Origin of the sequence: Streptomyces scopuliridis RB72, from assembly GCF_000718095.1 — a bacterium.
Classification (GTDB): domain Bacteria; phylum Actinomycetota; class Actinomycetes; order Streptomycetales; family Streptomycetaceae; genus Streptomyces; species Streptomyces scopuliridis.
In genome coordinates this window covers 24,110-49,133 of record NZ_JOEI01000033.1, presented here as the reverse complement: position 1 = coordinate 49,133, position 25,024 = coordinate 24,110, and the positions used below count along the sequence as shown (strand labels likewise).

The following is a 25,024-nucleotide window of genomic DNA, read 5'->3' as shown; positions in this document are numbered from 1 at the left end:
CGGCTCCCCGGGGGCCGGTCAGGTGCCCGCTCCTCCGGGGCCGGTCAGGTGCCCGCCCGCTGGGTGACCGCGATACAGACGAGCACCGCGACGGCCGCGACCGGCGCGGCGGGGGTGAGGTGCTCGCCGAGCAGCAGTACGGACCAGACCAGGGTGAGGACCGGCTGCGCGAGCTGGAGCTGGCTCGCCCGGGCGATGCCGATCGACGCCATGCCCCGGTACCAGACGTAGAGGCCGAAGAACGTCGAGCCCGCGGCGACCCAGGCGAGTCCGATCACGCCATGAACCGTCAGCCGGGCCGGTTCGAAGGACAGCGCCACCGCCGCGCCCGCCACCGCGAGCGGCAGACAGCCGATCAGCGCCCAGCCCACCACTTGCCAGCCGGGCATCACCCCGGCCAGCCGGCCGCCCTCCGTATAGCCCGCCGCGCACACCAGCAGGGCTCCGAAGAGATAGAGATCCCCGGAGGAGAGGGCCCCGCCGCTCTGCTGGACCGCGAACGCGATCACCACGGCCGCGCCGGCGAGAGCGGCCAGCCAGAAGGCCCTGGAGGGGCGCCTGCCCGTACGGACAGCGGCGAACGCGGCCGTGGTGAGCGGCAGCAGCCCGACCACCACGGCGGCGTGCGAGGTGGTGGAGGTCTCCAGCGCGAGCGTCGTCAGCAGCGGGAAGCCCACCACGACCCCGCCGCCGACGACCGCGAGCCCGGCCCAGTGCCGGCGCTCGGGGACCGGGACGCGGAGGGCCAGCAGAAAGCCGCCCGCGATGAGCGCGGCGAGCGCGCTGCGTACGGCGACGAGGGACCAGGGGCCGAAACTCTCCAGGCCCCACACGGTGGACGGGAAGGTGAGCGAGAAGGCGACGACGCCCAGCACGGCGAGGAGTGTGCCGCCGCGTGTGCTGTGTATGCCGCGCGTGTCCCCGGTGCTGCGCCCGGTGCCAGTGCCGCCGCTGACCGCTATCGAGGTGGGGGGAGTAGCGCTATCCTTTGCTGTCATGCATGAGCGTAGCAGTGTGGTGGAACTGGCGAATTCGCTGAAGCGGGAGTTGAACCGCTACTCACCTGGTGGAAAGCTGCCGTCCAGCAGGGCGCTGGTCGACCGTTATCGCGTCTCGCCGGTGACGGTCTCCCGCGCCCTCGCCAGACTCGCCGCCGAAGGGCTGGTCGTCACCCGCCCCGGCGCCGGTGCCTTCCGCGCGCCGGCCAGGACCGCCGCCCCGCCGCCGGGCGACACCTCCTGGCAGGAGGTCGCCCTCAGCGCCGACGCCGCCACCGAACTCGTACCGCGCTCGGTCGACGCCATCGGAGTACTGGTCACCCTCGCCGCACCACCGCCCGGCGTCATCGAGTTCAACGGCGGCTATCTGCACCCCTCGCTCCAGCCGGAGCAGGCGATGGCCGCCGCGCTGGCGCGGGCGGGCAGACGGCCCGGCGCCTGGGGCAGACCGCCCACCGACGGCCTGCCCGAACTGCGCGACTGGTTCGCGCGGGGGATCGGGGACACCTGGACGGCCGCCGAAGTCCTGGTCACGGCCGGCGGTCAGAGCGCGCTGACCACCGCGCTGCGCGCGCTCGCCCCACCCGGTGCGCCGGTGCTGGTCGAATCGCCGACCTACCCGGGGATGCTGGCGATCGCCCGCGCCGCCGGGCTGCGCCCCGTACCGGTGCCGGTGGACCCCGACGGCGTACGGCCCGAGCTGCTCGCCGCCGCCTTCCGGGCCAGCGGCGCCCGGGTCTTCGTCTGCCAGCCGCTCTTCCAGAACCCCACCGGAGCCGTGCTCTCCCCGGCCCGCAGACCCGAAGTGCTGCGGATCGCGCGGGAGGCCGGGGCGTTCATCGTGGAGGACGACTTCGTACGGCGGCTGGTGCACGAGGACGCGGGCCCGCTGCCAGGACCGCTCGCCGCCGACGACCCCGACGGCGTCGTCGTCCATGTCTGCTCCCTCACCAAGGCGACCTCCCCGAGCCTGCGGGTCGGCGTACTGGCCGCTCGGGGCCCGGTCCTGGAGCGGCTGCGCGCCATCCATGTCGTCGACACCTTCTTCGTACCGCGCCCGTTCCAGGAAGCCGCCCTGGAACTGGTCGGCTCCGCCGCCTGGAACCGCCATCTGCGCTCCGTCTCCGCCGCGCTGAAGACCCGCAGGGACGCGATGACCACCGCGCTGCGCACCGAACTGCCCGAGCCGGCCCTTCCCCATATCCCGTCCGGCGGCTACCACCTCTGGCTCCGCCTCCCGGACGGCACCGACGAACAGGCCGTCGTCTCGGCCGCCCTGCGCGCGGGGGTCGCGGTCGCGCCGGGCCGTCCGTACTTCAGCGCCGAGCCGCCCGCCGCCCATCTTCGGCTGAGCTTCGCCGCGGTGGCGGGGCCCGCGGAGATCACCGAGGGCGTACGACGGCTCCGTACGGCCTGGGACGAGACCCTCGGCTGAACGGGGCACGGTATGGCCGAGCGTCGCGCACGGACGGGGCACATGCCCGGCACATATCCGGAATCGTTTCCTCCGCGCCACCGGCTGCCTCTTGACCGGTCCGGCTTTCGGCCCCACGATCACGGCCATGAGTGTTCGGGTCACTTTGGTCGCCGCCGCGCGCAGCTCGGACCTGTACGACGAGCGCTTCGACGACGACCGCCCCCTCGACCGGGCCGGCTGGTACGAGATGCAGCGCGTCGCCCACGCCCTCGTCCCGCTGTCCGCCGCCGACCTCCGCTACTGCTCGCCGACGCTGCGCAGCCGTACCACCGGCGACGCCCTCGGCTACGCGCCGCTCGCGCAACCCGCCCTGCGTGACTGCGACATGGGCCGCTGGCGCGGCTTCACCCTCGCTGAGGTGATGGCCCGCGAACCGGCGGCGGTCGACGCCTGGGTGGCCGACCCGCGCTCCGCCCCGCACGGCGGCGAGACACTGCTGGCCTTCATCTCCCGGATAGGGGGCTGGCTGGACACCCGGCCCGCCGAGGACATCGCCGCGATCGTGGCGGTCGCCGAACCGGCCGTCGTACGGGCGGCGCTGGTGTACGCGCTCAAGGCGCCGCCGCGCACGTACTGGTACGTGGATGTCCAGCCGCTGTCGACCATCACCCTGACGGGCACCCCGGGCCGGTGGAGTCTGCGACTGGACGGCGGCGTCTGAGCGGCGGAGTCTCAGCGACCCGGCGGAGCGGGCTCTAGTGCCGCGACGGGGCAAACATTGCCGGGAGGGGCACTAGCGGGCGCGGTGGTGTCCCGGGGCCAGGACCGGTGGGGACGCGGCATCGTCGGGCGGGGCCGGGAAGTCGGCGATGGCGAGGTCGATGTCGTCCCGGCAGTCCTCCCGTCCGCACTCACAGGCGAAGGCATGGACGGCCGTCCGCGCGTCCCCCGGGGACCACGGGCGCGCGAAGAAGGCCTCGTACTGGGCGACCACGGCCCGGTTGGCATACCGCAGCAGCCGCGCGCGCTCGCCGGCCGTCTCCGCCACCGGGCCCATGCTCAGGGCCCCGGCGAAGATCTTCTCGACCGCCGCCACGGTCTCCTCGACCCCACTGTCCCCGTCGATCACCAGCCGATGGGCGCCGTACTCCGCCACCTCGGCCTCGATCTCCCCGACCAGTGACCGGTAGAGCGTGAGCGGCCCGGCGGAGAGCCCGCGTTCACGCAGCCGGGCCCGCTGGATCTCCGCCGACGGCTGGAGCCAGACGGACGCGGCCGGGCCGCCGGGGACCGTCGCGACGACCGCCGGGGTGATCGGGGTGCCCTCGGCGATGGTCAGCGGGGCCGCCGGGAGCGCGCGGAGGTCGTCGACGATCATCCGCCCGCGCTCATGGTGCAGGGACATCGCGATCAGCTCCGACTCGGGCACCGACCAGCGCTCCGCGCGCGGCAGCGCCTCGAACCGGATCGCGGCCGGGTGTCCGGCGGCGATCGCGCGGTCGCGGTGCTCCCAGGTGTGGGCGTCGGCGTTGTACCAGCGCAGTCCGCGCCGCCGGGCGATTAGCCGGGCCACGGTCGTCTTGCCGGCCCCCGGCGGCCCGCCGATCCAGAGCACCTGGGGCAGTGCCTGGGGCAGCGGCGGCTGAGGCCGGCTCATTCCGCCGCACCGACCGCCGCCGTACCGAGCGTCTCCAGGATCTGCTGCCCGTACTTCGCCAGCTTGTTCTCGCCGACCCCCGTGACCGTGCCCAGCTCCGCCAGCGTCGACGGAGCCAGCGTCGCGATCTCGCGCAGCGTCGCGTCATGGAAGATCACATACGCCGGTACGCCCTGCTCCTTCGCCGATGCCGCCCGCCAGGCGCGCAGCGTCTCGAACACCGGCACGGCCTCCGCCGGCAGATCGACCGGTGCGGAACGCTGCTTGGACGACTTCTCCGCGCGCGCCGGCCTGGCCGCCTTCTCGGGCTCGCGCCGCAGGACGACCGGGCGCCGCCCGCCCAGGACCTCTCCGCTCTCGTCCGTGAGCACCAGCGTCCCGTAGTCGCCCTCGACGGCGATCAGCCCCTGCGCCAGCAACTGCCGCGCCACGCTCCGCCACTCGGCCTCGCGCAGCTCCGTACCAATGCCGAAGACGCTCAGCGCGTCATGGTCGAACTGAATGACCTTGGCCGTCTTCTTGCCCAGCAGGATGTCGGTGATCTGCCCCGCGCCGAACTTCTGGTTGCGCTCGCGCTTCAGCCTGACCACGGTCGACAGCAGCTTCTGCGCGGGGACCGTGCCGTCCCAGGACTCCGCGGGCGTCAGACACGTATCGCAGTTGCCGCATGCGGTGCTCCGCTGCCCGAAGTACGCGAGCAGCTGGACGCGCCGGCATTCGACGGTCTCGCACAGTGCGAGCATGGCGTCGACATGGGCGCCCAGCCGTCGGCGGTGCGCGTCGTCGCCCTCGGAGGTCTCGATCATCTTGCGCTGCTGTACGACGTCCTGGAGCCCGTACGCCAGCCAGGCCGTGGACGGCAGCCCGTCACGCCCGGCGCGTCCGGTCTCCTGGTAGTAGCCCTCGACGGACTTCGGCAGATCGAGATGGGCTACGAACCGTACGTCCGGCTTGTCGATGCCCATGCCGAACGCGATGGTCGCGACCATCACCATCCCGTCCTCCCGCAGGAAGCGCGCCTGGTTCCCGGCGCGCGTGCGGGTGTCGAGCCCCGCGTGATACGGCAGCGCGTCGACGCCGTTCTTCACCAGGAACTCGGCGGTCTTCTCCACCGACGCCCGGGAGAGGCAGTAGACGATGCCCGCGTCGCCGGGGTGCTCGGCGCGCAGCAGCTGGAGCAGCTGACGCTTCGGGTCGTTCTTCGGCGCGATGCGGTACTGGATGTTGGGCCGGTCGAAGCTGGCCACGAAATGCCGCGCGTCCTGGAGGCCGAGCCGGGACGCGATCTCCGCGTGCGTGGCCTCGGTGGCGGTCGCGGTCAGCGCGATACGCGGCACATCGGGCCAGCGCTCGTGCAGCGAGGAGAGGGCGAGATAGTCGGGGCGGAAGTCGTGTCCCCACTGGGCCACGCAGTGCGCCTCGTCGATGGCGAACAGTGAGATCGTGCCGCGCTCCAGCAGCCGTACGGTCGACTCGACGCGCAGCCGCTCCGGCGCCAGATAGAGCAGATCCAGCTCACCGGCGAGGAACTCGGCCTCGACGAGGCGCCGTTCGTCGAGATCCTGGGTGGAGTTGAGGAATCCGGCCCGTACGCCGAGCGCCCTCAGGGCGTCGACCTGGTCCTGCATGAGCGCGATGAGCGGTGATACGACGACCCCGACGCCCTTACGCACCAGGGAGGGGATCTGGTAGCAGAGCGACTTGCCGCCACCGGTCGGCATGAGCACCAGCGCGTCGCCGCCCGTGACCACATGCTCGATGATCTCCTGCTGGCTCCCGCGGAAGGAGTCGTATCCGAAGACGCGACGCAGGACCTCCAGCGCCTCACTCGCTTCAGGACCCGCTTCAGGATCCGTTTCAGGACCTGCTTCGGGACCTGCTTCGGGGCGCGTCTCGGGAGGGGTGCCGGTTTCCGGGGAGCTCATCCGCCGATTCTACGAGGGACCGCCGACATCGATCAGGCCGATCGCGATCTCCGCCGCGGGGACGGGTGCTGTAGGACATGTTCTGACCTGCATCGCCTCTAGCGTCGGAGACCCGGCACGGAGGAGACCTCCTCCGGGTACCGGATGAGCCTCCGAAAACCCTTAGAGAGAGCGCAGGAGCGATCGATGAGCCTTGTCACCCGCAATCAGCCGGCCGGCACCCCCACCTGGATCGACCTCGACGTGCCCGATGTCGAGCGCGCGAAGGAGTTCTACGGCGCGCTGTTCGGCTGGGAGTACGAGCCGGGTGCGGCCGCCTACACGGTGTGCCGTCTGCGCGGCCGTGCGGTGGCCGGATTCCGGCAGGTCCCCGCCTCGGATTCCACCGCTTCGACCCTCTCGGGTCTGTGGTGTGTGTACTTCGCGACCGACGACTGCGACGCCACCGCGAAGCGGATCGTCGACGCGGGCGGCACCCTGACGCGGGGCCCGCTGGAGATCGGGGACCAGGGCACGCTGGCACTCGCCGCGGACCCGTCCGGCGCCCGGTTCGGCCTCTGGCAGGGGCGCGCGCTCCTCGGCTGCGAGATCGTGAACGAGCCGGGCAGTCTCGTACGCAACGACCTGACCAGCCCTGACCCGGGACCGGCGCGGGAGTTCTACCCGGCGGTCTTCGACTTCACGCTGGACGGCAACGACGATCTGCCGGGCGCGGACTTCAGCTTCCTGCGCCGGCCCGACGGTCATGAGATCGGCGGCATCATGGGGGTCCCGGAGGCGCCGTCCGCCGCGTGGCAGACGCTGTTCGAGGTCGCCGACGCGGACGCCGCGGCAGAACGGGCCCTGGCGGCCGGCGGCACCGCGGGCGTCCCCGCGGACACGATCTATGTGCGGATGGTGAAGATCACCGATCCCTTCGGCAATACCTTCGAGGTGGGCTCCCGGCCCGTGGGCACCCCGTAGGGCCGGGTCGGCCGGGCCTCAGGCGTGCTGGGGCATCTCGTCCTTGAGTGCGGCGCGGATCTGTTCACGCAGTTCCGGGCTGCTCTTGTGGCCGTGCATGGACACAGCGTGCTCGCTGGCGGCGCGGACCACTTCTTCCTCCTCGCCGGAGATGGCGAGGGTGCAATTCGTCTCGCTCGGGAAATCCCGGCAGTCGGCTACCTTGCGCATGATGTACCTCCTCGTCCCAGTTTCCTCCTTTTTGCCTGTTTGTAGCCATACGGGGTATTCCGCTGCTGTCACCCGGGGTCGGAAACGGCTCGGGCCGCCCGTTCCAGGAGCAGCCCCCGCTCCCGTGCGTTACGGGTCAGGGACGCCGCCCGCTCGAACTCCGCGCGTGCCTCGTCGCCCCGCCCCAGGCGCTCCAGCAGATCTCCCCGGACGCTCGGCAGCAGGTGATAGCCCTTCAGGGCCGGTCCTTCCGCCAGGGCGTCCACCAGCTTCAGCCCGGCCGCGGGGCCCTCCGCCATCGAGACGGCGACCGCTCGGTTCAGCTCCACCACCGGGGACGGGGTCAGTGCCATCAGCCGGCCGTACAGCGCCGCGATCGCCGTCCAGTCCGTGTCCTCGTAGCGGACCGCCCGCGCGTGGCAGGCGGCGATCGCGGCCTGGACGGAGTACGGGCCGTGGCCCGCGCGCCGCAGGGATTCGACGCCACGGAGGATGAGCATGCGGTTCCACTTGTGGCGGTTCTGGTCGGCGAGCAGCACCGGCTCGCCGTCGGGGCCCGTGCGGGCGGCGATGCGCGAGGCCTGGAGCTCCAGGAGCGCGGCCAGACCATGGACTTCGGGCTCCTCGGGCATCAGGCCCGCCAGGACACGCGCCAGCCGCAGCGCGTCCTCGCACAGGGCCGGGCGCACCAGATCGTCCCCGGCCGTCGCGGAGTACCCCTCGTTGAAGATGAGGTAGATGACTTCGAGGACCGACGCGACCCGGGCGGCCCGGTCGGCGGCGCCCGGGACCTCGAAGGGGACCCCGGCCTTGGCGAGCGCCCGTTTCGCGCGGACGATGCGCTGGGCGACCGTCGGCTCCGGGGCCAGGAACGCGCGGGCGATCTCCTCGGTCGTCAGTCCGCCCAGCAGCCGCAGCGTGAGCGCGACCCGGGCCTCCGTCGACAGCACGGGATGGCACGCGGTGAAGATCAGCCGCAGCAGATCGTCGTCGATGTCGTCCGCGCCCACGGGCTCGGGCGGCGGCCCCACGTCCTCCAGCGCCCGGCCGACCTCCGCCAGCTTGCGCGCGTACGTCTCCTTGCGGCGTACGAGATCGATGGCGCGGTGCTTGGCGGTGGCCATGAGCCAGGCGCCCGGTCTGTCCGGGACGCCCGACTCCGGCCACTGCTCCAGCGCGGCGACCAGAGCGTCCTGCGCGAGTTCCTCCGCGATGCCCACGTCCCGCACGATGCGGGCGACACCCGCGATGATCCGCGCGGACTCGATCCTGAATACCGCTTCGACCGTTTCGGTCGCGCTTGCTGATGTCACGACCACCCATCAGAGCAGCCGGGTGGGGGTGGGGCAAGCGGGGCCCGGTCAGCCCTCGGCGATCTCGCGGACCTCGACGCTGACGGTCCAGTTCTCCGGGTGGACCTCAAGGAACCGCTTCGCCCACTCCAGGGCCTCCGCCTTGTCCTTGCAGCGGGTGAGGGAGTAGCCGCCGATGACTTCCTTGCTCTCGGTGAAGGGCCCGTCGGTGTAGCTGAGCTTGCCGTCGGACCAGGTGATCCGGGTGCCCTCGGACGTCGGGGTGAGTCCGGCGGTCTCCAGCATGACCCCGGCCTTGGTGATCTCCTCGAACAGCGCTCCCATGCGCGCCTCGAACTCGGGGTCGGGGCCCTCGGCGGGGGAATTCTGCTCGTCGATGCGGACCATCGTCAGAAAACGCGGCATGGTGACTCCTCGGTCGGGAGGGCGGGGGCTTTCCCCGCCTCTCACACCCTTGCGTCGAACGGGATACGGCCGGATCGACAGCTCCTCCGGAAATCTTCCAAGATTTTTCCGGGCCGGTCTCGTCGTACCGCAGGGTGACCGGGCTGGTCAGGGAACGGGTCGGCCAGGGCGGGTGACGGTCACGGCGGCCTGATCGTGATCGTCACCCGTCGCGCCGGCACCTCGTCACATGAAGCCGACGATGCGCGGCGGTGCGAACAGATGGCGGGCACGGTGCTCCAGCACCATCTCGTCGCGGATCCGCCGGCCCGACGTGTCCGACACACACCGCTCGCACGCCGGGTCGACCGCGGGCACCTCCGAGGTGTGCTCGGCGGCGATGTGCTGGGCGAGCCGGATCTGTGTCGTCACGACCGAGTCGAAGGGGTCGTAATCCACCCCAGGCTCACCCGCCGCCCGCGCCGCTTCCACCACTTCCGGTGCGCGCTTCATCGCCTTGTACAGCCTGTTGCACTCGTGGCAGCTCCACATCCAGGAAGGAGGCAGCGGCCACTCCTCCTCAGGGCGGGGTGCGTCCTTGGCGTCCTTGGCGTCCATGGCGGTCACCGTAGCGACAGCCGTACGGCGGACGCAGCGGTTCGGCCGAACCTCACCCGTGCGTGGGCGCACCACTCCCCGCGCCCTGGGGCCCGGCCTACTTCTCGCCCGCGTCGTCGGGCCAGACCCCGATGTGGTCCTGCTCCAGCTCCAGCATCACGCGGTCTTCCATGCCCAGTGCCGTGGCGTACTCCGCGGGCAGCTGAAGCCGTCCGGCCCGGTCCAGCATCGCGTACTCCCGGGCCACCACCGACTCCCGGCCCTCCGCGTCGACCTCCGTGCGGCGCAGCACCTCCGACGCGGTGCGGCCGTCACGGATCGCGACCGTACGGCGGACCTCGTCCGCGACGGCCTGGTCGTGGGTGACGATCACGATCGTCGTGCCCAATTCCTCGTTGGCCCGGCGGAACGCCGCGAAGACCTGCTCACCCGTCGCCGAGTCCAGCTCGCCCGTCGGTTCGTCGGCGAGCAGTACGGAGGGGGAGTTGGCGAGAGCGACGGCGATCGCGACGCGCTGCTGCTGCCCGCCGGACAGCTGGTGCGGGCGGCGGTCGCCGCAGTCGGCCACCCCCAGCATCGCCAGGAGCTCCGTCGCCCGCTCGGCCTTCCGCTTCGAGCCGCCGCGGCCCGCGCGTCCCCGCAACTGCATCGGCAGCGCCACATTCTGGGACGCCGTCAGGTAGGGGAGGAGATTGCGGGCTGTCTGCTGCCAGACGAAACCGACCACGTGACGGCGGTAGTCCAGCCGGGACTTGGCGTCCATCGCGAGCAGATCACGGCCCGCGACCTTGGCCGCGCCCGCCGTGGGGACGTCCAGACCGGCGAGGATGTTCATCAGCGTCGACTTGCCGCTGCCGGAAGCGCCGACCAGGGCCATCAACTCGCCCTCCTGGACCGTGAGATCCAGCCCCTGGAGGGCCTGCACCTCCACTCCGTCCGTGGTGAAGATGCGCACCAGCCGGTCGCAGGCGATCAGCGCGTCATGACCGTACGAGGGACGGCCCCCGCGCGCCGCGGCGCGTTTCTCCAGCTCGGCGAGAGTCGGCCGCGCGCTCGGCGTTCCGGCCGCCGGATCGGTCGTCGTGTCGGTCATCGCGTGTCTCCTGCTCTGAGTTCGGTGATCGATCCGCGCCGCCCCGTCCACCAGGCCTGGCCGAGGGCCACGGCCCCCGTCAGCGCGACCACGCCGGCCGCGGGCAGCGCGAGGGTCCACACGTCGGTACGCAGCGACACGCCGCCCGCCGGCGTGAGACCGGAAGCGGCGGTCAGGGCGAGCCGGGCCAGGTCGACGCCGGGAGCGAGCAGTTGGATGGTGGCCCAGGCGACGAGGATGCCGCCCCCGGCGGCGAGCAGCGCCTGGGGCAGCGCCTCAAGGCCCAGCAACTGACGGCTCTGACGGGTCGTCAGCCCCATGGTGCGCAGCCTGGCCAGCAGCGCGGCCCGTTCCGGCGCCGAGTGCAGCAGCGACAGCAGAAGGGCGACGACGGCGTAGGCCGCGCCCGCGACCACGGCGGTGGCATAGATCCGCTCGGCACCGGACTGGAGCGGTGAACCGGTGAGCGCCGCCCGTTCCTCGCTCCGGAGCGACACCTCGATCTCCTGCTCGGCCCCGGCGCCGAGCGCGGCCCGCAGCGCCGACGCGTCCATCCCCGTGCCCATGGCCAGCAGCGTCGTTGGATCGGCGTGCTTCAGGCCCTTACGGTCGACGAGCAGGAATTCGGAGCGGGGGGCGGCCGGCGTATGGGGCCGTACGGCGGTGATCCGTACGGTGACCTCACCGGCCGGCGAGGTGATCCGGCGCGGCGCGGTACCGAGCCGCTTAGCGACGCCCGGTGAGGCGACCGCGTCGAGCACCCCGCCCGTGCTCCTCAACGCGTCGGCGGGGAAGGCCCCGAGGTCCAGCTGCCGGGCCAGCCGCGTGTACGACTCCGGCTCGACCCCGATGAGGGTGAGCGGCTTCTGCGGCGCGGTACTGGCGCTCTCGCCGATCGCGAGTTCCGCCGTCGACTCGACGCGTACGGCCGCCGTGTCCCGTACACCCGCCACCTTCCGCGCCGCCCGTTCCGCCTCCGCCGGCAGTGGTGTGGCGTCCCGAGGGGTCGAGACCCGGGCGTCGGCGCCGACCGCCAGCAGCGCGGCCCGGTCCCGTGCCTCCGTGACCCCGGACAGCACCGAGCCGCCGAATGCCGCCGTCGTCAGCGCGATGAGCAGCGCCAGCAGCGGCAGCGTCGCCGTCGCCGACGACCGCCCGGCGCGGGCCAGCGACAGGAAACCGATCGCGCCACGCAGCCGCGCGGCCGGACGGGCCGCCCAGCGCAGGGGCAGCGGATACAGCCGTACGAGCACGAGCGCGGCGATCAGCGCGACGAGCACCGGAGCCGCGCTCACCAGCAGGTCACCGGTGCCGGACGTGCCGCGACGGCGCAGGGTCACCACGGAGGCGACGGCGATGATCAGCAGGGTCAGTTCGGCGACGGTCCGCTGTCTGCCGGGTCTGGCCAGGGCGAGGTCGTCGCGGTCGCCGTGCGCCCGCGGCCGCCGGTGCAGGAAGACGGCCCGCACCGGCAGGGTGGCGCAGGCGAGCAGTGCCACGGCCGTCGCGCCGTACACGGCGGGCAGCGGACGCGCCTCGTCCACCGCCACCACGGCCAGCAGCAGACCGGCCCCGGACGCGGGCAGCGCGATCACGGCGGTTTCGGCGAGGAGCCGTCCGCCGATGCCGCGCAGGGAACCGCCGCGGGAGCGCAGGAGGGCGAGTTCATCGGTGCGGCGCGCGGCGATCAGACCACCGGCCATCGCGAGCACGACGGCGGCGACCGACCCGACCCCGAAGGCCGCGACGACGACGATGCGTGTGATCGCCTCACGCGTCGCGACATGCGAGCCGACCACCGTCTCCAGCTCGGTGCTCAGGACCGCGGTGCCGCCCGCGATCTCACGCATCTTCAGCAGTTCGGGTCCGCCTTCGAGGGAGGCGATCCGCTGGAGGAGTCCGGGCGTGTCCTGCGCGGTCAGCCCTCCGGTCGCGGGCGCGACGCGCCAGTACCTCTCCGGCATCGACTGGGTGCCGAGGAGGGCGGGCCCGGCGTCGGGCGCCAGCAGGAGGCCCGCCTCCCAGCGGTACAGCGGCGGGTTGCTCGGCAGGGCGGCCAGACCAGGGGTGCGCAGGACCGGTTCGACGGACCAGTAACTGCCCTGCGAACCTCGGGGGTCGACGATCCCGGTGATCCGTACGGCCAGATCCGTGGACCCGGTCGAGTCACTCAGCCGGATCACCGAGCCGACCCGAAGACGCAGAGTACGGGCGGTCTCCGAGGTCACGGCGGCCTCCAGCTCCTTGGTCTCCGCCGTGATCCGCCCGTCGGCGGCGGGCAGCCGGCCTTCGCGCACGGCGGCGTGGGCGGCCAGGTCCGACTGCGTGGCCAGCGTGAACCCGGGAGAGACCCCGTCGGGACGCGGCAGCCAGCTGTCCTGGCCGCTGAGGGCTTCGGAGGTCCGTACCCCGTACGCCGACTCCGCCGCGTCCGCCCGCAGCGGCCCTGGCAGACCCGCCAGCACCTTGCGGTGGACGGCCGAGAGCGCGGCGGGCCGCATCTCCTCCTCGCGGGCGGGCAGCGGAATCTCCAGCCCGGGCTGGGGCGTGGTCAGCTGCAGCGCGGTCGCGCTCGGGGGCGCGTCGGCGATCTCCCGCCGTAGTCCTCCGGTCTCGTAGGAGTCCACGGCCCGCGGGAGCGCGGCGGCGAGGAACGCCGTGATCAGCACGAGCAGACCGAAGGCCACGGCAGCCCCGGGGGCTGTCCGCAACCGCGTCCGCACCCATGGCGCGACCGCGCGCCCCGGCCGTTCCGCGCGCTCCGTACGTACATCGACTGGCCCGCGTGTCATCTCAGTTGTCCCCCTGGTGGCGAAGCGAACCGACAGGATCGGCGCGCCGGACGGCGATGGCCGCGGTGATCAGCACGGGCACGGCGGCGACGCCCGCGAGGAACAGGGCGACCTGGGACACCGGGAGCTCCACGAGCACCCGGGGGACCGGCTGGGCCGCCTGCGCGGTCAGTACGACCAGCGGCACCACGGCCCGGGTCAGGAGCGTCCCGAGCACCGCGCCGGCGAGCAGACCGATACCGATCAGCAGCCCCTGCTTCGTCGCGACCAGGCGGGCGAGGCTCCGGCGCGATGCCCCGAGGGCACGCAGGACGGAGAGTTCGGCGGACTGCTCCCGCAGGGAACCCACGGCGCTCACCGCGAACCCCACCGCGGCGAGCGCGGCGGCGGCCACCGCGACGGCCATCAGCGCCGAGCGCGGCCCGCTGCCGAGCGGGTCGTCCGAGAGACCGGCCGCGACTTCGTCGCGTACGAGCACCTGGCCGGGCGTGCTGTCCGGGCGGGCCCGCAGCGCCGACGCGACGTCCGCGGCAGCGCCGGGGGCGGTGCTCAGCCACCACTCGTTCGGCGCGAGTGCGCCGCTCGCGCGGTCCGTCAGCACCTCGTTGACGGCCCGCAGATCGACGAGCAGCGCACCGCCGTCCGCCGCATCGCTCTCACCCGCGGTGGTCACCGGGCCGGCGCCGCCACCGGAGGCCACCGTGCTTCCGGTCGTCGGCAGTTCCCGTACCGCCTTCACGATCGTCACCCGAAGCTGCTCCCCGGCCAGACTCAGGTCGACGCTGTCCCCGAGCCCGGCCCCGGACGCGCGCAGGAAGCCGTCCGTGGCGACGGCCGAGATCTTCTCGCGGGCGGCGGGGCGTGCGACATCGAGCTGTACGGAGAGATGGCCGCCGCTCTCGCCCGCGCTCCCCGTGGTGTACGAGACGGTCAGCGGCGCGGTCCGCGAGGCGACCGGGCTCAGCGCCGTCGGTGTGCCCTCCTCCTCGTTCTCCGTCACGCTCAGGCTGCCCCGCCAGCGCACCTCGCCGGGTACGGACACCGGGCGTTCGGCGCCGTCGGAGCCCGTGGCCAGCAGCCGCTCGACACTCAGCCGGTGCCGCTCGGACCCCTTGGCCGGGGCTTCCCCGCCGAGCTGGAACCCGGTCACGCCCAGCGGCCCGGCGGGGGCGCCGCGCGTGCCCGACGCGGTCGCGTCGAGATCGACGACGACCCGGTGGGCGCGGCCGTCGACGGGCACCGTCCCGGCGCCGATCCGGTAGGGAATGCCGTAGCGGTCCTCGACCGTGACCTGGAGCTCGGGCGCGAACCCGGAGGAGGCCCGGCCCGGCGCCACTTCCTCCTTCTCGATACGCACGTCCTCGATACGCACGTCGAGATTCTCGATACGCACGTCGAGGGCGAGCCGGCGGGTGCCGTCGGGCAACGGCACCACAGCCCGCGCCGGGGCCTTCCGGGGCGCGGCCGCCCTCAGCAGCCCCTCCACCGGCTCGTCGGCGAGATCGCCGCGCATCAGCATCCGCTCGTCGGCATGCGCCGTGTCCAGCGCGAGCACCGTCGCCTTACGGCCGCCGGACAGATCCGTGACCGTACGGTGGGCGGGCGCCGCCTGCCGTACCCCCGGCAGCGACGCGTACAGCCCGGCCTGACCGGGGCCGGCGGGCCTGTTGTCCAGCACCCGCACCGAAGCACCCGTACCGAAGTCGGCCTGGTCGCGCTGGGACCGGTCCCATGACGCGCTCTGGCCGATCGCGAGCATGCCCATCGCCACGGCCAGCACCAGCAGCAGGACGGGCCCGGCGCCGCGCAGCGCCCCACGGCTGAAATGCCAGCCCGCCAGCGCGGTGGTCAGACCGCGGCCGCTCGCGGCCCGCCGCTCCGCGAGCCGCGCCGCGGGAGGCAGCAGCCGCAGCGTGAGCACGGTGCCGGCGAGCAGCGCCAGCGCGGGCGCCATGACCATCAGCGGGTCCACGCCCAGAACGCCCTCGCGGTCACCGCTGAGCGCTCCACCGCCGGACGTCCGGGTCTGCTGGTCCAGCTGCCAGTAGGCCACCGCCGCGATCAGCAGCAGCCCGACGTCCGCCCCCGCGCGTACGGAGCCGGGCAGCGCGGCGGCGCGGCCACGCCGCATCCCCGAGGCCGGGCCGGCCGTCGCGGCCAGCGCGGGCGAGACGACCGCCGCCGCACAGCAGACGGCGACCGCCGCCGAGACCAGCCACACCGGCCCGGCCGCGATCTCGCCGAACCGCCCCCCGGCGCCGTCGCCGAGCGCGGACCGCCGTACGAACAAGCCGGTCAGCGGAGCCGACAGCAGCGGGGCGCAGAGCGCGGCCGGAGCCGCGAGCAGCAGTGCCTCCGTCACGGCGAGAGCGGCGAGCCGGCGGCGCGAGGCACCGCGCGCCCGCAGCAGAGCGGTCTCGCCCGCCCGTTCCGCGCCGAGGACCCGGGCGACCAGCAGCAGTGCGTACCCGGCCAGCAGGAGCAGTTGCAGGGCGACGATCAGCAGCGTGGACCGGGACACCAGCAGCGCACGCTCGGTCCGGTCCAGCAGGGACGGCAGCGCGGTGCTCGCGGTCGTGCTGTCCCCGAGCGCCGGCTCCTCGCGCAGGAGCGCGGGGGCGCGTGTGGACGCCGTGCGCAGCGCGCCGATCCGGTCGGTGGTGATGCTCCGGTAGTCGGCGGTGGCCACCCAGGCGCTGTTGCCGTGGGAGATGGCGCCGGAGGCGAGGACGGCCGGGTCCGTGAGCAGCGGACCGTACGTGGTGAAGTCGAGGTCACGGACTCCGCGCCCGCCGAGCGTGTCCAGCCGCCAGTACGGATCGACGGGGTTGGTGGCCTTGTACACGCCGGTGACCCGGACGGCCAGCCGGGTGCCGGCCAGCCGGTCGGTGAGCGTGACGCTCGCTCCCGCGCGCAACTTCAGCTGCGTGGCGGCGACTTCGGGCAGGGCGACGGGTATGGCGCCGCCGTCGGCTTCCCGTCCGGAGCCCGGCCAGGCGCCCGACACCAGGGTGATCCGGGACCGGTCCAGCGCGGCGAAGTGGGTCAGGTCGGGCTTGCCCTCGGTGGCGCCGGCCGCCTGGAGGGACGTGGGCAGCGCATACGTTCCCGAGCTCTCCAGCTTCCGCAGCGTCACGGGCAGCCCGTCGAAGGCCTGCCGCGCGCCCCGGGCCGCCGCCTCCTGGGCGGCGTCGCTCCGGTCCAGGGGAACGTCCGCGCTGATGACGAGCACGGCGGAAGCGGCGCCCCGGCCGCGCAGCGTCTCCCGCAGCGCCGTGTCCGCGAGCGAACCGGAGAACGCGGTGAGGGCCGCGAGCACACAGGTGGTCAGCACCACCGCGAGCAACGCGGCGGCCAGGAGCAGCCGGTGCCCGACCGCGCGCAGAAATATGAACCCCGCCACCCGTTCCCCCGCCCGGTTTACGTCAACGCCTGTTGAAATGGCTTTGTATCAGGAAACCCCACCCGGTCGAAAAGAGGTTCGTCTCCATTGCCCGTCCGGAGGATGTCCGCACATACTGTGACCGGACCGATCACGCACGGGGGGCGCACCAATGACGCAGCACAGCAGCACCCGGGCCGGCGCCGCCGTCCTGGGCGAGCGGTCCGGCGAGCCCATGGTCAGGGCGGAAGAACTGCACCGTTCGTACGGCACCGGTCCCGCGGCCGTCCACGCGCTGCGCGGTGCCTCCCTCGACGTCGCGCGCGGCGAACTGGTCGCCCTCAAGGGGCGCTCCGGCGCCGGAAAGACGACTCTGCTCAATCTGGTCGGCGGTCTGGACTCCCCGGACCGCGGCCGCGTCGTCATCGACGGCACCGACCTCGCCGAGCTCGGCGAGAACGGGCGCCTGGAACTTCGCCGCGACCGCATCGGCTTCATCTTCCAGTCCTTCGGCCTGATCCCCATCCTCAGCGCGGCGGAGAACGTGGGCGTACCACTGCGGCTGCGCAAGGCCGATCCGCGTGAGCGCGAGGAGCGGGTGGCGCTGCTGCTCTCCCTCGTGGGCCTCACCGATCACGCGGCGCAGCGCCCCGGCGAACTCTCCGGCGGCCAGCAGCAGCGCGTCGCCATCGCCCGCGCCCTCGCCAACCGGCCGGCGCTGCTGATCGCGGACGAACCGACAGGACAGCTGGACGCCCAGACCGGCCTCGCGGTGATGGAACTCCTGCGCACCGTGGTGCACAGCGAGGGCGTCGCCGCGCTCGTCGCCACGCACGACCCCCAGCTGCTCGATCTGGCCGACCGCGTGGTGGAACTGAGCGACGGCGAGATCACCGAACGCTGAACGCCGGGGCCATGCCCTCCCTGAGGGACGGCGACCCGGCACGTCTCGTCGACGAACCCTTGCGTCAGCCTGCCCCGGCCCGACTCCGGTGTGGCTGAGCGCTCTGGTCGGCCCGGCCGGCCAACCAGAGCGCTCACAGGAGGTGCTGGGCAGCGAGGCCTCCGAAGCAGGGCCGCCCAGGCTTCCGGTCAGCTGGTGGCGAGGAGCTCAAGCGTGTCGATCACGCGGTTCGAGAAGCCCCACTCGTTGTCGTACCAGGCGACCACCTTGACGTGGCGGCCGTCGACGCGGGTGAGGGCCGAGTCGAAGATCGACGAGGCCGGATTGCCCGTGATGTCGGACGACACGAGCGGGTCGTCCGAGTACTCAAGGATGCCGGCGAGCGGCCCCTGCGCCGCGGCGTGGTACGCCGCCAGCACGTCCTCGCGCGTCACGTCGCGGGCGACGGTCGTGTTGAGTTCGACGATCGAGCCCACCGGAACCGGCACGCGGATCGAGTCGCCCGACAGCCTGCCGTCGAGGTTCGGCAGCACGAGGCCGATCGCCTTGGCGGCGCCCGTTGTCGTCGGCACGATGTTGACGGCGGCGGCGCGGGCGCGGCGGGCGTCGCGGTGCGGACCGTCCTGCAGGTTCTGCTCCTGTGTGTAGGCGTGCACCGTCGTCATGAAGCCGTGCTCGATGCCGGCGAGATCGTCGAGCACCGCGGCCAGCGGCGCAAGCGCGTTGGTCGTGCACGAGGCGTTCGAGACGATCGTGTGCACCGCCGGGTCGTACGCGTCGGTGTTGACGCCGAACGCGAGCGTGACATCGGCGCCGTCCGCCGGCGCGCTGATGAGAACCCTTTTCGCGCCCGCGTCGATGTGGGCGCCGGCGGCCGTGGCCGACGTGAAGCGGCCGGTCGCCTCAAGCACGATGTCGACGCCGAGCTCGGCCCACGGCAGCTGCGCCGGTTCACGCTCGGCGAGCACGGTGATGCGACGGCCGTCGACGACGAGGGCGTCCCCGTCGACATTCACCGGGCGACCGAGCCGGCCCGCCGTCGTGTCGTAGGCGAGCAGCCGCGCGAGGGTGGCGGGCTCCGTGAGGTCGTTGACCGCGATGATCTCCAGGTCGCTGTCACGTTCCAGCAGCGCACGCAGCACATTGCGTCCGATGCGGCCGAATCCGTTGATGGCGATGCGCGTCATGTTTGGTGTCCCTTCGAGTTCGCCATCAGGTTCGCGTGCAGCGTCCGCCGGTGACAGCGGCGTGATCGCCACGGTCCGAAAGGATCGCGCCACGTGGTGGTGGCGGGCTACTCGCCCTGGGCGAAGGTGCGCCGGTACTCGCTCGGCGTGGTGCCGAGGATGCGATGGAAGTGCAGCCGCAGATTCGTACCGGTGCCGAGACCGACGTCGGCGGCGATCTGCTCGACGCTCCGCTGTGAACGTTCGAGCAGTTCGCGCGCCACGTCGATGCGGGCGCGCATGACCCACTGCATCGGCGTGTACCCCGTGTCCTCGACGAAGCGTCGCGAGAACGTGCGCGGCGACACCGCCGCATGCCGGGCGAGCGCTTCAAGGGTGAGGGCCTCGCCGAGCCGGTGCAGCGCCCACTCTCGGGTGGCGGCGAACCGCTCGCCGAGCGGCTCGGGCACGCTGCGCGGCACGTACTGCGCCTGACCGCCGCTGCGGTAGGGGGCCGCTACCAGGCGCCTGGCCGCGTGGTTCGCCGCGGCCACCCCGAGATCGCCGCGCAGAATGTGCAGGCACAGGTCGATGCCTGAGGCGGCGCCGGCCGACGTCAGCACGCTGCCCTCGTCGACGAACAGAACGTTCTCGTCGACCTGAACGAGCGGATGCTTCGCCGCGAGTGCCCGCGTGTAATGCCAGTGCGTCGTGGCGCGCTTGCCGTCGAGCAGGCCCGTGGCAGCGAGCGCGAAGGCGCCCGTCGAGATGGCGGCGAGCCGCGCGCCCCGATCGTGGGCCCCGATCAGCGCATCGACGACGGCCTGCGGCGGGTCGTCGCGGTCTGGGAACCGGTAGCCGGGGACGAAGACGATGTCGGCCCACTCAAGTACGTGGAGGCCGTGGGCGACGTAGTACGACAGGCCGTCGCCGCCGGTCACGAGCCCGGATTCCGCGCCGCACACCCGCACCTCGTACGGCATGCTCGCGCGGGTCGTGAACACCTGCGCGGGAATACCGACATCGAGAGGCTTCGCACCCTCAAGCACGAGGACGGCGACGTGATGCAGGGATGGGGCAGGCACGGGGAAGAGGGTACGCGGGGGTGCGGGGGCGCATCGGCCTGGTTCCGAAAGCCGGGCAGGTCCGCCGGGGGTCTCGGCTCACCTGTGGGCCGGGTCCACCGCTCACGGGCCACCTCAAGAACTCGGTCACATCCGTCCGGCAGGCCCGCCACCAGCACCTGTCATTGCATAAAGCTGCGGGGAAACGTATAGTCATGCCATTACTGAGGAGGGTTTGTCGATGGCTGTACGTACGGTGCGTGCCGCGGTGGCGGGAGCCAGTGGGTACGCGGGCGGGGAGCTGCTCCGGCTGCTTCTCGGCCACCCCGGGATCGAGATCGGAGCCCTCACCGGCAACTCCAACGCGGGCCGGCGGCTCGGTGGGCTTCAGCCGCATCTGCTGCCGCTCGCGGACCGGGTGCTGGCGGAGACCACGCCCGAGGTGCTCGCCGGGCATGAGGTCGTCTTTCTGGCGCTGCCGCACGGTCAGTCCGCGGCCGTCGCCGAGCGGCTCGGTGACGAGGTGCTCGTGGTCGACATGGGCGCCGACTTCCGGCTGAAGGACGCGGCGGACTGGGAGCGGTTCTACGGGTCCGCCCACGCCGGGACCTGGCCGTACGGTCTTCCCGAGCTGCCGGGTGCCCGCGCCGCGCTGGAGGGGTCCAGGCGTATCGCGGTGCCCGGCTGCTATCCCACCGCCGTCTCGCTCGCGCTCTTCCCGGCGTACGCGGTGGGGCTGGCCGAGCCCGAGGCCGTGATCACCGCCGCGTCCGGCACCTCGGGCGCGGGCAAGGCGGCCAAGCCGCATCTGCTCGGCTCCGAGGTCATGGGCTCCATGAGCCCGTACGGCGTCGGCGGCGGACACCGGCACACCCCCGAGATGATCCAGAACCTGAGCGAGGCCGCGGGGGAGCGGGTCACCGTCTCCTTCACGCCCACCCTCGCCCCCATGCCCCGCGGCATCCTCGCCACCTGCTCCGCCAAGGCGAAGCCCGGCATCACGGCGCAGGAGGTCAGGGCCGCGTACGAGAAGGCCTTCGCGGACGAGCCCTTCGTCCATCTGCTCCCCGAGGGGCAGTGGCCCGCCACGGCGTCCGTCTACGGTTCCAACGCCGTACAGATCCAGGTCACGTACGACGAGGCCGCGGGCCGCATCATCGCGATCAGCGCCATCGACAACCTCACCAAGGGCACTGCCGGCGGCGCGGTGCAGAGCATGAACATCGCCCTCGGACTCCCCGAGGACACCGGACTTTCCACGATCGGAGTGGCACCTTGAGCGTCACCGCAGCGAAGGGATTCACGGCAGCGGGCATCGCCGCCGGAATCAAGGAGAACGGCGGCCCGGACCTGGCCCTCGTGGTCAACAACGGTCCGCGCCGCGCCGCCGCGGGCGTCTTCACCTCCAACCGTGTCAAGGCCGCCCCCGTCCTCTGGTCCGAGCAGGTCCTCAAGGGCGGCGCGGTGACCGCCGTCGTCCTCAACTCCGGTGGCGCCAACGCCTGTACGGGGCCGAAGGGCTTCCAGGACACCCATGCCACCGCCGAGAAGGCCGCCGAGGTCCTCAGCGCCCAGGGAGCGGACGGCGAGGGCGCGGACGGGCACAGCGCCGGGGAGATCGCCGTCGCGTCCACCGGACTGATCGGCCTGCCGCTCCCCATGGACAAGCTGCTCCCCGGCATCGAGAAGGCCGCCACCGAGCTCTCCGCGCACGGCGGCGAGAAGGCCGCCATCGCCATCAAGACCACCGACACGGTGCACAAGACCGCGGTGGTCCAGGGCGACGGCTGGACGGTCGGCGGCATGGCCAAGGGCGCGGGCATGCTCGCCCCCGGCCTCGCCACCATGCTCGTCGTCCTCACCACCGACGCCGACATCGAGGCGCCGGCCCTGGACACCGCGCTGCGCGCCGCCACCCGTACCACCTTCGACCGCGTCGACTCCGACGGCTGCATGTCCACCAACGACACCGTGCTGCTGCTCGCCTCCGGCGCGTCCGGGGTGGCGCCCGGTGACGACGAGTTCGCCGAGGCCGTCCGTACGGTCTGCGCCGATCTGGCACGCCAGCTGATCGGTGACGCCGAGGGCGCCTCCAAGGACATCCGTATCGAGGTGATCAACGCCGCGACCGAGGACGACGCCGTCGAGGTGGGCCGCTCCATCGCCCGTAACAACCTCCTCAAGTGCGCCATCCACGGCGAGGATCCCAACTGGGGCCGGGTGCTCTCCGCCATCGGCACCACCGGCGCGGTCTTCGAGCCCGACCGGCTCAATGTCGCCATCAACGACGTCTGGGTCTGCAGGAACGGCTCCGTCGGTGAGGACCGCGACCTCGTCGACATGCGGTACCGCGAGGTACGGATCACCGCCGATCTGGCCGCGGGCACGGACTCCGCGGTCATCTGGGCCAACGACCTCACCGCCGAGTACGTCCACGAGAACAGCGCGTACAGCTCATGACCGCCCGTAAGCACACCGCGCTGCCCAAGGCGCAGATCCTCATCGAGGCGCTGCCCTGGCTCACCCGGCACAACGGGAAGACCGTCGTCATCAAGTTCGGCGGCAACGCCATGATCGACGAGGACCTGAAGGCCGCCTTCGCGCAGGACGTCGTCTTCCTGCGGCAGGCCGGTCTCAAGCCGGTCGTCGTGCACGGCGGCGGTCCGCAGATCAGCGCCCAGCTCGACCGGCACGGTCTGGTCAGCGAGTTCAAGGCCGGGCTGCGGGTCACCACGCCCGAGGCGATGGATGTCGTACGGATGGTGCTGGCCGGGCAGGTCCAGCGTGAGCTGGTCGGGCTGCTCAACCAGCACGGCCCGCTCGCCGTCGGGATGACCGGCGAGGACGCGCACACCATCTCCGCGACCCGGCACCGGCCCCGGATCGACGGAGAGCTGGTCGACATCGGCCGGGTCGGCGAGATCACCGCGATCGAGACGGGCGCCATCGAAGCGCTGCTGGCGGACGGCCGGATCCCGGTCATCTCCTCCATCGCGCGCAGCGCCGACGACGGCCATGTCTACAACGTCAACGCCGACACCGCCGCCGCCGCGCTCGCCGCCGCGCTGGGCGCCGAGACGCTGATGGTCCTCACCGATGTCGAGGGGCTGTACGAGGACTGGCCCAACAGCGACGACGTGATCAGCCGGCTCACCGCCACCGAGCTGGAGAAGCTGCTGCCCGAGCTGTCCAGCGGGATGGTGCCGAAGATGGAGGGCTGCCTGTTCGCCGTACGCAACGGGGTCAGGACCGCGCGCGTCCTGGACGGCCGGGTGCCGCACTCGATCCTGCTGGAGATCTTCACCGACTCGGGCATCGGCACGATGGTCGTGCCCGACGGACAGGAAGGAGCCACGAAGTGACCGGCAACGAGAAGCTCGCGCAGCGCTGGCGGAGCGTCATGGCGGACAATTACGGCACGCCGAAGCTGTCCCTCGTCCACGGAGAGGGCGCCAGGGTCCGGGACGCGGACGGCGTCGAGTACACCGACTTCGTCGGCGGCATCGCGGTCAACGCCCTCGGCCACGCGCACCCCGCCGTCGTCGACGCCGTCTCGCGGCAGATCGCGTCCCTCGGCCATGTCTCCAACCTCTTCATCGCCGAGCCGCCGGTCGCGCTCGCCGAGCGGCTGATCCAGCTCTTCGGCCGCCCCGGCCGGGTCTTCTTCTGCAACTCCGGCGCCGAGGCGAACGAAGCGGCCTTCAAGATCGGCCGGCTGACGGGCCGTCAGCACATGGTCGCCACCGACGGCGGCTTCCACGGCCGCACGATGGGCGCGCTGGCCCTCACCGGCCAGCCCGCGAAGCAGGAGCCCTTCCGGCCGCTGCCCGGTGACGTCACCCACGTCCCGTACGGGGACGCCGAGGCGCTGCGCGCCGCCGTCACCGAAGAGACGGCCCTCGTGATCATCGAGCCGATCCAGGGCGAGAACGGCGTGGTCGTCCCGCCCAAGGGCTATCTGGAGGCGGCCAGGGAGATCACCCGCGCCACCGGCACGCTGCTGGTCCTGGACGAGGTGCAGACGGGCGTCGGCAGGACGGGGCACTGGTTCGAGCACCAGGCGCACCAGGGCGTCGAGCCCGATGTCGTCACCCTCGCCAAGGGGCTCGGCGGCGGTCTGCCGCTCGGCGCGGCCGTCGCCTTCGGGGAGGCGGCCGAGCTGCTCAAGCCCGGCCAGCACGGTACGACGTTCGGCGGCAACCCGGTCGCCTGCGCCGCCGGACTCGCCGTACTCGACACGCTCGCCGCCGGCGGACTCCTGGACCAGGTGAAGCGGCTCGGCGAGAAACTGCGGAACGGTATCGAGGGTCTCGGCCATCCGCTGGTCTCCCACGTCCGCGGCTCGGGACTGCTCCTGGGTATCGTGCTCACCGAGCCACTCGCGCCCCAGGTGCATCAGGCGGCTCAGGGTGCCGGGTTCCTCGTGAACGTGCCCGCTCCGGATGTCGTACGGCTGATGCCGCCGCTGATCATCGGCGACACCGAGGTGGACGCGCTCCTGGAGGCGCTGCCCGGCATTCTCGACGCGGCCAACGGGGATGGACGACACGGAGAATGAGACGACGATGACCGAGGCCCAGGACACCGAGCACGGCGGGCAGTCCGTACCGCAGACCAGAACCGCCCGCCACCGCAGGATCGTCGACATCCTCAACCGGCAGCCGGTGCGCTCCCAGAGCCAGCTGGCGAAGGTGCTCGCGGACGACGGGCTGAGCGTCACGCAGGCGACGCTCTCCCGGGACCTGGACGAACTGGGCGCGGTCAAGATCCGCAACACCGGCGGCGAGTTGATCTACGCGGTCCCGAGCGAGGGCGGCTTCCGTACCCCGCACGCCCCGCTCGGGGAGTCGGCGAAGGAGGAGCGAATGCGCCGGCTCGCCGGTGAACTGCTCATCTCCGCCGAGGCGTCGGCCAATCTCGTCGTCCTGCGTACGCCGCCGGGCGCGGCGCAGTTCCTCGCCTCGGCCATCGACCAGGCGGAGTTGAGCGACATCCTGGGCACCATCGCGGGAGACGACACCCTGATGCTGATCAGTCGCGACCCGGCGGGCGGCCAGGCGCTCGCGGACCATCTGCTGAAGCTGGCCCAGAACGACCGCTGAGAGCGGGGGAGTTCAGAGCCCGGTCGTGGGTTCCGC

21 protein-coding genes are annotated in these 25,024 nt (G+C 72.5%); 9 read left to right on the top strand and 12 right to left on the bottom strand.

Features of this window, described 5'->3' with window-relative positions; translation table 11 throughout:
* Positions 1–44: 44 nt before the first annotated feature.
* The gene (locus IF11_RS0132150) at positions 45–998 is read right to left on the bottom strand and encodes a DMT family transporter (RefSeq protein WP_030355321.1); all 954 of its coding nucleotides are present in this window, start codon (positions 996–998) and stop codon (positions 45–47) included.
* Here IF11_RS0132150 and IF11_RS0132145 point away from each other — a divergent pair.
* A complete protein-coding gene (locus IF11_RS0132145) occupies positions 997–2,433 on the top strand; it encodes an aminotransferase-like domain-containing protein (protein WP_030355320.1) in 1,437 nt (478 codons plus the stop codon). The two genes, IF11_RS0132150 and IF11_RS0132145, sit on opposite strands and share 2 nt — an antisense overlap.
* Before the next feature lie 127 nt (positions 2,434–2,560).
* Positions 2,561–3,136: a histidine phosphatase family protein gene (locus IF11_RS0132140; protein ID WP_030355319.1), complete on the top strand. Its 576-nt coding sequence runs from the start codon at positions 2,561–2,563 to the stop codon at positions 3,134–3,136.
* Positions 3,137–3,208: 72 nt separating this feature from the next.
* Here IF11_RS0132140 and IF11_RS0132135 read toward each other — a convergent pair whose 3' ends face one another.
* Positions 3,209–4,072 (bottom strand): DEAD/DEAH box helicase family protein, encoded by an 864-nt coding sequence (locus tag IF11_RS0132135; RefSeq protein ID WP_051746402.1) that lies wholly within the window; start codon positions 4,070–4,072, stop codon positions 3,209–3,211.
* Entirely contained in the window at positions 4,069–5,997 is a 1,929-nt protein-coding gene (gene recQ, locus IF11_RS0132130) for a DNA helicase RecQ (protein ID WP_078491028.1), read from the bottom strand. Before recQ ends, IF11_RS0132135 begins: the two co-directional genes overlap by 4 nt.
* A 186-nt stretch (positions 5,998–6,183) precedes the next feature.
* On the opposite strand from recQ, the gene IF11_RS0132125 reads away from it, so the two are divergent.
* Positions 6,184–6,960: a VOC family protein gene (locus tag IF11_RS0132125; RefSeq protein WP_030355316.1), complete on the top strand. Its 777-nt coding sequence runs from the start codon at positions 6,184–6,186 to the stop codon at positions 6,958–6,960.
* Between the two features lie 18 nt (positions 6,961–6,978).
* On the opposite strand, the gene IF11_RS0132120 is transcribed toward IF11_RS0132125, so the two are convergent.
* The 7 genes from IF11_RS0132120 to IF11_RS0132090 all read right to left on the bottom strand — a co-directional run bounded on the left by IF11_RS0132120 (position 6,979) and on the right by IF11_RS0132090 (position 16,773).
* Positions 6,979–7,170 (bottom strand): DUF1059 domain-containing protein, encoded by a 192-nt coding sequence (locus IF11_RS0132120; protein WP_030355315.1) that lies wholly within the window; start codon positions 7,168–7,170, stop codon positions 6,979–6,981.
* 68 nt (positions 7,171–7,238) lie between these two features.
* Positions 7,239–8,489 carry an RNA polymerase sigma factor gene (locus IF11_RS0132115; RefSeq protein ID WP_206300718.1) on the bottom strand — a complete coding sequence of 417 codons (1,251 nt, stop codon included), beginning with the start codon at positions 8,487–8,489 and terminating at the stop codon, positions 7,239–7,241.
* 42 nt (positions 8,490–8,531) lie between these two features.
* The gene (locus IF11_RS0132110) at positions 8,532–8,888 is read right to left on the bottom strand and encodes a YciI family protein (protein WP_030355313.1); all 357 of its coding nucleotides are present in this window, start codon (positions 8,886–8,888) and stop codon (positions 8,532–8,534) included.
* Positions 8,889–9,113: 225 nt separating this feature from the next.
* Entirely contained in the window at positions 9,114–9,485 is a 372-nt protein-coding gene (locus IF11_RS0132105; protein ID WP_240627822.1) for a hypothetical protein, read from the bottom strand.
* A gap of 97 nt (positions 9,486–9,582) precedes the next feature.
* On the bottom strand, positions 9,583–10,578 hold the full coding sequence (locus tag IF11_RS0132100) for an ABC transporter ATP-binding protein (protein WP_030355311.1): 996 nt from the start codon (positions 10,576–10,578) through the stop codon (positions 9,583–9,585).
* A complete protein-coding gene (locus IF11_RS0132095; RefSeq protein ID WP_030355310.1) occupies positions 10,575–13,370 on the bottom strand; it encodes an ABC transporter permease family protein in 2,796 nt (931 codons plus the stop codon). The genes IF11_RS0132100 and IF11_RS0132095 overlap by 4 nt, the downstream gene beginning before the upstream one ends.
* 1 nt (position 13,371) lies before the next feature.
* Positions 13,372–16,773: an FtsX-like permease family protein gene (locus IF11_RS0132090; RefSeq protein WP_030355309.1), complete on the bottom strand. Its 3,402-nt coding sequence runs from the start codon at positions 16,771–16,773 to the stop codon at positions 13,372–13,374.
* 151 nt (positions 16,774–16,924) lie between these two features.
* On the opposite strand from IF11_RS0132090, the gene IF11_RS0132085 reads away from it, so the two are divergent.
* Complete coding sequence (locus tag IF11_RS0132085) at positions 16,925–17,656, top strand: ABC transporter ATP-binding protein (protein ID WP_030355308.1); 732 nt, start codon at positions 16,925–16,927, stop codon at positions 17,654–17,656.
* Between the two features lie 188 nt (positions 17,657–17,844).
* Here the strand turns inward: IF11_RS0132085 and gap are convergent, their stop codons facing one another.
* The gene (gap, locus tag IF11_RS0132080) at positions 17,845–18,843 is read right to left on the bottom strand and encodes a type I glyceraldehyde-3-phosphate dehydrogenase (protein ID WP_030355307.1); all 999 of its coding nucleotides are present in this window, start codon (positions 18,841–18,843) and stop codon (positions 17,845–17,847) included.
* A 107-nt stretch (positions 18,844–18,950) separates the two neighbouring features.
* Positions 18,951–19,907, bottom strand: coding sequence for a GlxA family transcriptional regulator (locus tag IF11_RS0132075; RefSeq protein ID WP_030355306.1), 957 nt, complete (start codon positions 19,905–19,907; stop codon positions 18,951–18,953).
* 220 nt (positions 19,908–20,127) lie between these two features.
* On the opposite strand from IF11_RS0132075, the gene argC reads away from it, so the two are divergent.
* The 5 genes from argC to IF11_RS0132050 are packed head-to-tail and all read left to right on the top strand — an operon-like array spanning position 20,128 to position 24,988.
* Positions 20,128–21,165 (top strand): N-acetyl-gamma-glutamyl-phosphate reductase, encoded by a 1,038-nt coding sequence (argC, locus tag IF11_RS0132070; protein ID WP_030355305.1) that lies wholly within the window; start codon positions 20,128–20,130, stop codon positions 21,163–21,165.
* Complete coding sequence (argJ, locus tag IF11_RS0132065) at positions 21,162–22,346, top strand: bifunctional glutamate N-acetyltransferase/amino-acid acetyltransferase ArgJ (protein WP_030355304.1); 1,185 nt, start codon at positions 21,162–21,164, stop codon at positions 22,344–22,346. The genes argC and argJ overlap by 4 nt, the downstream gene beginning before the upstream one ends.
* On the top strand, positions 22,343–23,248 hold the full coding sequence (gene argB / locus IF11_RS0132060) for an acetylglutamate kinase (RefSeq protein ID WP_030355303.1): 906 nt from the start codon (positions 22,343–22,345) through the stop codon (positions 23,246–23,248). Before argJ ends, argB begins: the two co-directional genes overlap by 4 nt.
* A complete protein-coding gene (locus IF11_RS0132055; RefSeq protein WP_030355302.1) occupies positions 23,245–24,444 on the top strand; it encodes an acetylornithine transaminase in 1,200 nt (399 codons plus the stop codon). Before argB ends, IF11_RS0132055 begins: the two co-directional genes overlap by 4 nt.
* 7 nt (positions 24,445–24,451) lie before the next feature.
* Positions 24,452–24,988: an arginine repressor gene (locus tag IF11_RS0132050; RefSeq protein WP_030355301.1), complete on the top strand. Its 537-nt coding sequence runs from the start codon at positions 24,452–24,454 to the stop codon at positions 24,986–24,988.
* Positions 24,989–25,024 lie beyond the last annotated feature (36 nt).

Bases quoted from the DNA above. Each gene is read 5' to 3' on its own strand.
- IF11_RS0132120 (WP_030355315.1), bottom strand. From the start codon at position 7,170: ATGCGCAAGGTAGCCGACTGCCGGGATTTCCCGAGCGAGACGAATTGC.
- IF11_RS0132140 (WP_030355319.1), top strand. From the start codon at position 2,561: ATGAGTGTTCGGGTCACTTTGGTCGCCGCCGCGCGCAGCTCGGACCTG.
- argB (WP_030355303.1), top strand. From the start codon at position 22,343: ATGACCGCCCGTAAGCACACCGCGCTGCCCAAGGCGCAGATCCTCATC.
- IF11_RS0132125 (WP_030355316.1), top strand. From the start codon at position 6,184: ATGAGCCTTGTCACCCGCAATCAGCCGGCCGGCACCCCCACCTGGATC.
- argC (WP_030355305.1), top strand. From the start codon at position 20,128: ATGGCTGTACGTACGGTGCGTGCCGCGGTGGCGGGAGCCAGTGGGTAC.
- IF11_RS0132085 (WP_030355308.1), top strand. From the start codon at position 16,925: ATGACGCAGCACAGCAGCACCCGGGCCGGCGCCGCCGTCCTGGGCGAG.
- IF11_RS0132145 (WP_030355320.1), top strand. From the start codon at position 997: ATGCATGAGCGTAGCAGTGTGGTGGAACTGGCGAATTCGCTGAAGCGG.
- IF11_RS0132135 (WP_051746402.1), bottom strand. From the start codon at position 4,072: ATGAGCCGGCCTCAGCCGCCGCTGCCCCAGGCACTGCCCCAGGTGCTC.
- IF11_RS0132105 (WP_240627822.1), bottom strand. From the start codon at position 9,485: ATGGACGCCAAGGACGCCAAGGACGCACCCCGCCCTGAGGAGGAGTGG.
- gap (WP_030355307.1), bottom strand. From the start codon at position 18,843: ATGACGCGCATCGCCATCAACGGATTCGGCCGCATCGGACGCAATGTG.
- IF11_RS0132050 (WP_030355301.1), top strand. From the start codon at position 24,452: ATGACCGAGGCCCAGGACACCGAGCACGGCGGGCAGTCCGTACCGCAG.
- IF11_RS0132100 (WP_030355311.1), bottom strand. From the start codon at position 10,578: ATGACCGACACGACGACCGATCCGGCGGCCGGAACGCCGAGCGCGCGG.
- IF11_RS0132095 (WP_030355310.1), bottom strand. From the start codon at position 13,370: ATGACACGCGGGCCAGTCGATGTACGTACGGAGCGCGCGGAACGGCCG.
- recQ (WP_078491028.1), bottom strand. From the start codon at position 5,997: ATGAGCTCCCCGGAAACCGGCACCCCTCCCGAGACGCGCCCCGAAGCA.
- IF11_RS0132110 (WP_030355313.1), bottom strand. From the start codon at position 8,888: ATGCCGCGTTTTCTGACGATGGTCCGCATCGACGAGCAGAATTCCCCC.
- IF11_RS0132150 (WP_030355321.1), bottom strand. From the start codon at position 998: ATGACAGCAAAGGATAGCGCTACTCCCCCCACCTCGATAGCGGTCAGC.